This window comes from Bradyrhizobium sp. (assembly GCF_019244115.1).
Lineage (GTDB): Bacteria > Pseudomonadota > Alphaproteobacteria > Rhizobiales > Xanthobacteraceae > Bradyrhizobium.
Map to the genome: position 1 here is coordinate 1 of NZ_JAFATE010000246.1, position 8,274 is coordinate 8,274.

The window sequence follows — 8,274 nt, forward strand, 5'->3', positions numbered from 1 at the left end:
CATGGTCGCGGACTATCATATCGACAAGCGCCGCATCTTCATCACCGGCCTGTCGGCCGGTGGTGCGATGACCGCCGCCATGCTGGCGAATTATCCGGAGCTGTTCGCCGCCGGCGCCATCATCGCGGGCCTGCCGTTCGGCGTGGCCGGCACGTTGCGCGAGGCGCTCTATGAAATGCATCATTCGACGGCACGGCCGCCGGAAGAACTCGGCGACCTCGTGCGCCGCGCAACGCTGCACACCGGCCCCTGGCCGCGGCTGTCGGTATGGCATGGCAGCGCCGATCGCACGGTGCATCCGGCCAATGCCGACGAAATCGTCAAGCAGTGGCTGGATCTGCATCAGCTGCCGCCGGCGCCGATGTCGCAAGGGGTGGTCGACGGCTATCCGCGGGAAGTCTGGTGGAACGCCGACGGCGAGACCGTCGTCGAGTCCTACACCATCACCGACATGGCCCACGGCACGCCGCTCGGCATCGCCGACAACGACCAGCGCTATGGAACGGGCGGCGCGTTCCTGATCGAGGCGGGGATTTCCTCCTCGTTCCACATCGCAAAATTCTTCGGCCTCACCAGCTGGATTCGCGAGCGCAAGGCGCCGCCCGCCGAATCGCCGAGCGCCAAGCTGATCCCGCCGGTCGCGCCGGCGACGCCGATGCAGAATGTCGCCAAGATGATGCGGCCCGCCAAGCCGATTGAGGCGCCGGCCGAGCAGGTGGTCGAGCCGCCGCCCGCGCCGCTGCACGCCGCGCCACCATTGCAGCAGGCTGCGCCGCGTCGCCGCGTCATCAACATGACGGCCGCGATCAACCGCGTGCTGGTGGCGGCGGGACTGCGGAAGCAAGCCTAGTTTCATCGTCATTCCGGGGCGATGCGAAGCATCGAACCCGGAATCTCGAGGTTCCGGGTTCGCGTCTTTCGACGCGCCCCGGAACGACAGGACAGACTCTACATCTCGCCCGTCAGGAACGGGTTCGTCATCCGCTCCTGGCCGATGGTCGAGCCGGCGCCGTGGCCGCAGATGAAGCCGACATCGTCGCCGAGCGGCAGCAGTTTTTTCTTGATCGAGCGAATCAGCGTCGCGTGGTCGCCGCCGGGCAGATCGGTCCGTCCGACCGAGCCGTTGAACAGGACGTCGCCGACATGGGCGAAGCGCAGTTCGGCATTGAAATAGACTACGCTGCCGGGCGAGTGGCCGGGACAGTGCAGGATGTCGAAGCCGAGTCCGCCGATCGAGACTTTTTCGCCTTCGTCGAGCCAGCGGTCCGGTGCGAAATCGCGGACGCCGGCCATGCCGAACCGCGCGCCGCTCGACACCACGTTGTCGAGCAGGAACTTGTCGGCCGGATGCGGGCCTTCGATCGGCACCTTCAGCACATCGCGCAGCTCCGCCGCGCCGCCGACATGATCGATATGCCCGTGGGTGAGCCAGATCTTCTCGACCGTCACGCCGGTCTTCGCGATCGCCTCCTGGATTCGCGGCACATCGCCGCCGGGATCGATCACGACGGCCTTTTTGGTCGCCTCACACCAGAGAATAGTGCAGTTCTGCTCGAACAGCGTCACCGGCACGATGATGGCGCCGGCCTTCGCCTTGGTCTCGGTATCCTGGGTCATGGGCCCAGAATGCCGATTTTTGGCTGCCCGCCAAGGGAAAGATTCACGCAGGACCCCGCTGCGGAATCGGATAGAATGCCTACATGGAGCAGCCTGCCCGCCAGATCAGCCTCGTGCCTGCGCCGGACCGCCGCCAGTCCGAGACGGCGCTTGCGATTGCGCGCGGCACCGCGCGGCTGTTGCGCTCGCTCGGCTTTGCCTCAATCAGCGAACTGCCGCTGCCTTCGGGCCGCCGCGCCGATCTCGTCGCCTTGAACGAGCGCGGCGAGATCTGGATAGTCGAGATCAAGTCGTCGGTCGAGGATCTGCGCGCCGATCACAAATGGCAGGATTATCGCGCCCATTGCGACCGGCTGTTCTTTGCCTTCACCCGGGACCTGCCCTGCGAGATCTTTCCGCAAGATACCGGGCTCATCATCGCCGACGCCTATGGCGCGCATCTTGAGTGCGAGGCGCCGCTGCACCGGCTGCCGGCCCCGACCCGCAAGCTGATGACGGTGCGGTTCGCCCTCGCGTCCGCGCAGCGGATGAACCGCCTGATCGACCCGCAAGGCCACGTGGATTTCTGGGAATAGTCACGGTGTAGGGTGGCAGAGCGAAGCGTGCCCACCATCTCTGCACGAGTATCACGCGCGAAGGTGGGCACGGCGCAAAAGCGCCTGCCCACCCTACCGGATTTCGCTTATCGTGCGATCTGGCGGCTGACCGCATTCTCCTGCTGGTTCAGCGCACGCTGTTCGGCGCGGCTGATATGGCCGCCATTGAAGCGCGCCATGAAGCGCTCCTCGTGGCGGATGATGCGATCCTCGGCGTGCAGCCGCCGCGCCTCGTACGGTGAGATCCGGCCCTCGGCGACGCCGCGGTTGATGCGGTAGTTCTGGTAGGCGAGCCGCTCATTCACCTCGGCCCGGCGCGGATGAGCGGCCTGCCAATAGGTTTCCGCCGACGCGGTGGTCATGGACGTGCCGAGCGCGGCAAGCGCGATAGCGATCACTGAAAACCTGTTGACGAGGGTCATGGCTGCTTCTCCGGGTTGACGGCTGGCAGTGTTCTCCAGCACGGTCAGCAGCATGCGCTTGCGCGCCCGAAGCGGCGCTGAATGCCGCGTTCATCGCGCCGTCAACAACGTTGCATCGGTGTCATCATCCAAGCGCCTGCGGTAGGGTGGGCAAAGGCGCTCTTCGCGCCGTGCCCACCATCGGCGCGCGAATCCTCTGAAGAGGTGGGCTCGCTGCGCTTAGCCCATCCTACGCAGCGCCGTCCGCCAGGGTCCGCAGCATGTCGTGGAAGGCTGTGCGGATCTTCTGCACAAACGGATCCTTGTAGGGAAATTTCTCGTTGCCCTCGTGCACCAGCATCGAGGCGTTGACCTCGAAAACCACGAGATCTCCCGCTGCATCCACGCCGCAATCGATGCCGAAGAAGTCGAGGCCGATGCGGTCCTTGATCGCGCGCAGGGCCGCCTGATGCGCGATATTGAACGCCGTCGTCGGATCTTGCAGGAACGCCGCTTCCTCCTGCTGCATCCAGGCATGATCCTCCATGTCGGTGGAATCATGATGCAGCTTCCAGTCGCGGCCGATCGCGAGATGATAGGGCAGGATCTGTTCCCCGACGAAGATGAAACGGTATTTGCGGAAATAGCCGTCGGCGGAGCGGTAGTCGACATATTCGATCAGGTAGTGATCGTGGCCGGGACGCTGTGCCAGAAAGCCTGCCAGCGCTGCGCCATCCGCGATCTTCTCGAAATCGTCGCCGCCATGGGTGCCGCAGGGCCGCACCAAAAGCGGGAACGGGAAAGGCGGCGCAGCTTCCAGCGCTGCCACCGGATGATTTTCGCCCGCCTTCACACGCTGGATTTTCGGGATACGGCAGCCAGGCATTCCCAGCAGGAAATCCGCAACGGCATCCCGCGTCGTCCGCATGATCCCGGCGGGCTCATTGATCGTCCGCTTGCCCAAGCGGGCGGCGAGATCGGCGGCGCGCGGCAGGACGTCGGCCGCCTGATCTGCGTCGGAGATCAGATTGACGACGAGCGCGATGTCGTCGTTGGGGAAGGTGATTTCCGGCATGGTGGATGGCAGCAGCGCCAGGGTGTCGGTCTCGAAATCCGTGTCCTTGAACAGGAAGCTGGAGGGCGTATTACCTGCGAACGGCGCATAGAGCGCGAGCACGCGGAAATCGGCGGGCGACTTGGCGGCCGGCCGCCGGATCAGCGGCTGGATCTGCGCGGCGCGCGCATAGGCTTCTTGCGCAGCGATGTCATCGCCGCGCGCTTGGGCAACCGCGCCGATCCAGTACACGCTTTCAGCATCCGCCGGATTGGTCGCAAAGGCCGCCTCGAAATGCCGGATCGCCTGGTCCATCTCCGTGAGCTCGAAGCAGACTTTTCCGAGCTCGTGATGCAGCCGTCCCTCGCCCGGACGCTCCGCGATCAGCTCGAGCAGCAGCGCTTTTGCGACCAGATGTTGCCGCGTGGCGACCAGCGCCTGCACCAGATTGGTGCGCGTCGGCCAGTGGCCGGGGTCGAATTTCAGCGCCTCCAGATAGAGCGCGATCGCGTCCTGCGCCCGGCCGGTCCTCAAGTGGACATTGCCGAGATTGCACCAGCACGCGGTGAGACCGGGGACCAGCCGCAGCGCCGCCTTGTAGCTCTCCGCCGCAGCCAAGAGATCGCCGGCGACCAGCAGCGCATTGGCAAGGTTGGCGTGCAGATCGGAGACAATCTCGACCGGGATGCTGCCCGCCGGCACATCGGCCACGCTGGCAAGACCGTCTCTATAGGTCGCCGCCGCATCGGCCGTTCGGCCCGCGGCAAACTGCTCGCGCCCGACGAGAACACAGCGCGACAGGCGCTCACGAGCCTCGGCGCTCGGCTCGGCCGCCAAAGAATTTGCGATCACTTACCCTACTCTACGCTTACGCTACTTCGCGGCACGGAGGGTGGCCGGTTTTGGTAAACGGTTTCTTCCGTCAGCGGCCCTTCGGGCAACGCCCGGCAAAAATATTTTGTCCGGCCGCATGGCTTGGGGCGCGACCCTCCCGGGCAGAGTTGCCGGAAGCCACAAGTGGGCGCCCACGAGGGGCGCCCCTACGGCATGGGGTAGGGGCGCCCCTCGTGGGCGCCCTGCTTGCCGCGAGGAGACCTGGATCGCATGCTGGCCCGGACCGAGAGATGGTAGATCGCCGAGCGGACACGGGAACGGGAGCCACACGCGTCCCGCCCGCAAAGCTACGAGGCCGCTCGCCCCTATCTCCATCAGCAGGGTGCCTGGAGCGACCCTCAGCGCGGCTTTGTGCTGTCGGTCGGCAGCTTGACCGGGACGTGAGGCGAGGAGCTGACAACGCGAGGACTTCCATCGGCAGCCTGGGCCTGGCTGCGCAGCGTCTCCAGCAACAGGATGAACTTTTCAGAGAGCATGGGCGTCGTCCACTTCAACTCACTGTGGAACACACTAGCCTATGCTGGTTTCATGCCATTTTCATGGTTTAACGAAAACGGTTTCGCCGCCGATCGGATTATGTCGTCGCTGCGCTGCCGAAGGAAACAAATCACGCTCGCGTCCACGGCGGTTTGCCGGGAACGCGATCGTCGGCTCTTCGCGCGCCACCTACTTTGGCGCGCGCTTGGCCAAGATCCGCTGCAGGGTGCGGCGATGCATGTTGAGCCGGCGCGCGGTCTCAGAGACATTGCGGTTGCACATCTCGTAGATGCGCTGGATGTGCTCCCAGCGCACGCGGTCGGCCGACATCGGATTCTGCGGCGGCTCCGACTTCTCCATGCTGGTATTCAGCAGCGCGGCCACGACATCGTCGGCATCGGCGGGTTTTGCCAGGTAGTCGACGGCACCCAGCTTCACCGCGGTCACGGCGGTGGCGATGTTGCCGTAGCCGGTCAGCACGATTACCCGCGCCTCCGGGCGCTTGCGCTTCAGCGCCGATACGACGTCGAGCCCGTTGCCGTCGCCGAGCCTGAGGTCGACGACCGCAAAGGCCGGCGCGCTCTTGCCGATCTGCTCCAGCCCGTCGGCGACGGTATCGCTGGAGGTCACGGAAAACCCGCGGGCCTCCATGGCGCGCGCCAGGCGCTCCAAAAACGGCTTGTCATCCTCGACGATCAGGAGGGAACGGTCGGCGTGTTCGGCGAGCGCTGCTGTGGCGGCCAAGGTCTGATGGTCCTGTGCGGTTGCGATGGCCCCAAATATGGCGATGCGAGCGCGGCCTGCCAAGGTCGCGCGGCGGCATCGGTGCGGCACTACGCCGCGCCGTACTGCCAGAACCCCCTATGCCAGGGCCTCCTCCTGGCCGGCTTCGAAACGTTCGCGTGGCCAGGCGATCTGCACCACGGCGCCGTGATCCGGAAAAGGCCGGTTGCTGAAGGAGACCTTTGCGCCGGTGCGCTCCAGCAGCGTGCGCGCGATGAAGACGCCGAGCCCTAATCCCTGGTGCGCGCCCGGCGTCTCGTCGGTGCTGCGCCGCCGCGACAGATAGGGTTCGCCGATCCGCTTCAGGATGTCGGGCGCAAATCCCGGCCCGTCATCGGAGATGACGATTTCGACGGTCTCCATGTTCCACCACGCGTTCACCTCGACCACATTGCGCGCGAAGTCGACCGCGTTCTCCAGGATGTTGCCGACGCCGTAGAGGATTGCGGGATTGCGCGAACCCACCGGCTCCGGGCTCCCGGCGACCGCGATCCGCACCTTGATCGAGATCTCGAATTCGCGATGCGGCGCGACCGTCTCCTCGATCAGGGTCGACAGCTTCATGCGATCGAACGGCGCTCCGGTCGCTGAGAGCTGGGTGATCTTGGCGAGGATGTCGCGACAGCGCTGCGCCTGCTCGCGCAGCGTCTTGATGTCGCCCGCGACCTGCAGATTGGTCTTGAGCGCGTGCTCGAGCTCGCGCGAGATCAGCACGATGGTCGACAGCGGCGTGCCGAGCTCATGGGCAGCCGCGGCGGCGAGCCCGTCGAGCTGGGTGAGGTGCTGCTCGCGGGCCAGCACGAGCTCGGTGGCGGCCAGCGCGTCGGACAGTTTGCGCGCCTCCTCGGTGACCTGGAACGCATAGAGGCTGGTGACGCCGATCGCGAGCAGGATCGAGAGCCAGACCCCGAGCAGATAGATCGGCGGCAGTTCCAGCGGCTCGTCGCCCTCCCAGGGCAGCGGCAGATGGTAGAAGAACAGCGCCGACGCGCAGGCCACTGCAAGCAGGCCGAGACTGACGGTCAGCCGCACCGGCAGCGCGGTCGCGGAGATCAGCACCGGCACCAAAAACAGGAACGAGAACGGGTTCTGCAGCCCCCCGGTGAAATAGAGCAGCGCCGCCAGCTCCACGATGTTGAGCGCGAGCAGGCCGGCGGCATGGACCGGCTCTAGCCGCTGCATCGGGTTGAACGCGATCTGGAGCGTCAGGTTGAGCAGCGCGGACAGGCCGACGACGACGATGCAGGGCACCACCGGCACGTCGAACTCCAGCCCCTGCACGACGATGAAGATCGCGGTGAGCTGGCCGAGCACGGCGAGCCACCGCAGCCTCAGGATGGTGTCGAGGCGGACATGACGCTGCGAGTGGCGAACATCGGAGATCATCAGTTCGGACATCGGGCAAGCTTAACCCTGCTGGTGGTCCGATTCCAAATCTAACCACGATGCCGGCATGCGAAGGGTTGCGCTTATCGCCGCAATGCCTCAATGAGCAGCGGCATGACGCCACAGGATGGAGTCTTGCAGAGGGAACCTGCGCCGGATCGAAGCGGATCCGCGGCGATCGAGGTCGCGCATCTGACCAAGCTCTACAAGTCGACCCGCGCGGTCGACGGCATCTCGTTTCGCATCGCCCGCGGCAGCATCACCGGACTGCTCGGCGGCAACGGCGCCGGCAAGACCACGACGATCGCGATGATCATGGGGCTGGTGCTGCCGACCTCCGGCCGCGTCCGCGTGCTCGGACATGCCATGCCCGAGGAGAGCGCCGCCGTGCTCGGGCGGATGAACTTTGAAAGCCCCTATGTCGACATGCCGATGCGCCTGACCGTGCGGCAGAACCTAACCATCTTTGGGCGGCTCTACGCGGTCGCCAATCTGCCCGAGCGGATCACGCGACTGGCCGCCGATCTCGATCTGACCGAGTTTCTCGATCGGGCCAACGGAAAGCTCTCCGCGGGGCAGAAGACCCGGGTCGCGCTGGCCAAGGCGCTGATCAACGAGCCCGAGCTGCTCCTGCTGGATGAGCCGACCGCCTCGCTCGATCCCGACACCGCGGACTGGGTCCGGGAGCATCTGGAAAGCTACCGCAAGAGGAACGGCGCCACCATCCTGCTCGCCTCGCACAACATGTTCGAGGTCGAGCGGCTGTGCGACCGCGTCATCATCCTGAAGCGCGGCCGCATCGAGGACGACGATAGCCCTGAAGGCATCATGGCGCGCTACAACCGCACCACGCTGGAGGAGGTTTTCCTCGACGTCGCCCGCGGGCGGACGCGCGAGGCCGCGCAATGACCGTGATCGCCAGCGTGCGCGGCATCGCGCCACACCGCATCGGCGCGATGATCCTGCGCTATTGGTACCTCTTGTTGTCGTCGTGGCCGCGGCTGCTCGAGCTGATCTACTGGCCGACGGTGCAGATCATCACCTGGGGCTTCCTGCAGACCTACAT

Annotated in this window: 9 protein-coding genes and 1 pseudogene; 4 read left to right on the top strand and 6 right to left on the bottom strand. The window is 65.6% G+C overall.

The annotated features are described in order from the left end of the window. Window positions 1-850: extracellular catalytic domain type 1 short-chain-length polyhydroxyalkanoate depolymerase (locus tag JOZ76_RS11045; protein ID WP_291698670.1), on the top strand; the 850-nt coding region annotated here is incomplete at its 5' end. Window positions 851-948: 98 nt separating this feature from the next. On the opposite strand, the gene JOZ76_RS11050 is transcribed toward JOZ76_RS11045, so the two are convergent. Beyond that, the gene (locus tag JOZ76_RS11050; protein ID WP_291698671.1) at window positions 949-1,617 is read right to left on the bottom strand and encodes an MBL fold metallo-hydrolase; all 669 of its coding nucleotides are present in this window, start codon (window positions 1,615-1,617) and stop codon (window positions 949-951) included. Between the two features lie 83 nt (window positions 1,618-1,700). Between JOZ76_RS11050 and JOZ76_RS11055 the strand changes: the two genes are divergently transcribed. Next, complete coding sequence (locus tag JOZ76_RS11055; protein WP_291698672.1) at window positions 1,701-2,192, top strand: MmcB family DNA repair protein; 492 nt, start codon at window positions 1,701-1,703, stop codon at window positions 2,190-2,192. Between the two features lie 107 nt (window positions 2,193-2,299). Here the strand turns inward: JOZ76_RS11055 and JOZ76_RS11060 are convergent, their stop codons facing one another. The 5 genes from JOZ76_RS11060 to JOZ76_RS11080 all read right to left on the bottom strand — a co-directional run bounded on the left by JOZ76_RS11060 (window position 2,300) and on the right by JOZ76_RS11080 (window position 7,220). Beyond that, window positions 2,300-2,689 carry a hypothetical protein gene (locus tag JOZ76_RS11060; protein ID WP_291698673.1) on the bottom strand — a complete coding sequence of 130 codons (390 nt, stop codon included), beginning with the start codon at window positions 2,687-2,689 and terminating at the stop codon, window positions 2,300-2,302. Between the two features lie 175 nt (window positions 2,690-2,864). After that, entirely contained in the window at window positions 2,865-4,520 is a 1,656-nt protein-coding gene (locus tag JOZ76_RS11065; RefSeq protein WP_291698674.1) for a tetratricopeptide repeat protein, read from the bottom strand. Between the two features lie 380 nt (window positions 4,521-4,900). Continuing rightward, window positions 4,901-5,038 (bottom strand): hypothetical protein, encoded by a 138-nt coding sequence (locus JOZ76_RS11070; protein ID WP_291698675.1) that lies wholly within the window; start codon window positions 5,036-5,038, stop codon window positions 4,901-4,903. 190 nt (window positions 5,039-5,228) lie between these two features. Then, on the bottom strand, window positions 5,229-5,783 hold the full coding sequence (locus tag JOZ76_RS11075) for an ActR/PrrA/RegA family redox response regulator transcription factor (RefSeq protein ID WP_291698676.1): 555 nt from the start codon (window positions 5,781-5,783) through the stop codon (window positions 5,229-5,231). A gap of 117 nt (window positions 5,784-5,900) precedes the next feature. Further along, on the bottom strand, window positions 5,901-7,220 hold the full coding sequence (locus JOZ76_RS11080) for an ActS/PrrB/RegB family redox-sensitive histidine kinase (RefSeq protein WP_291698677.1): 1,320 nt from the start codon (window positions 7,218-7,220) through the stop codon (window positions 5,901-5,903). Between the two features lie 102 nt (window positions 7,221-7,322). Here JOZ76_RS11080 and JOZ76_RS11085 point away from each other — a divergent pair, with 102 nt between their 5' ends. Next, window positions 7,323-8,117 carry an ABC transporter ATP-binding protein gene (locus JOZ76_RS11085; RefSeq protein WP_441300015.1) on the top strand — a complete coding sequence of 265 codons (795 nt, stop codon included), beginning with the start codon at window positions 7,323-7,325 and terminating at the stop codon, window positions 8,115-8,117. Beyond that, window positions 8,114-8,274: pseudogene (locus tag JOZ76_RS11090) on the top strand (ABC transporter permease); the annotation flags it as partial. The gene JOZ76_RS11085 and the pseudogene JOZ76_RS11090, both read left to right, overlap by 4 nt.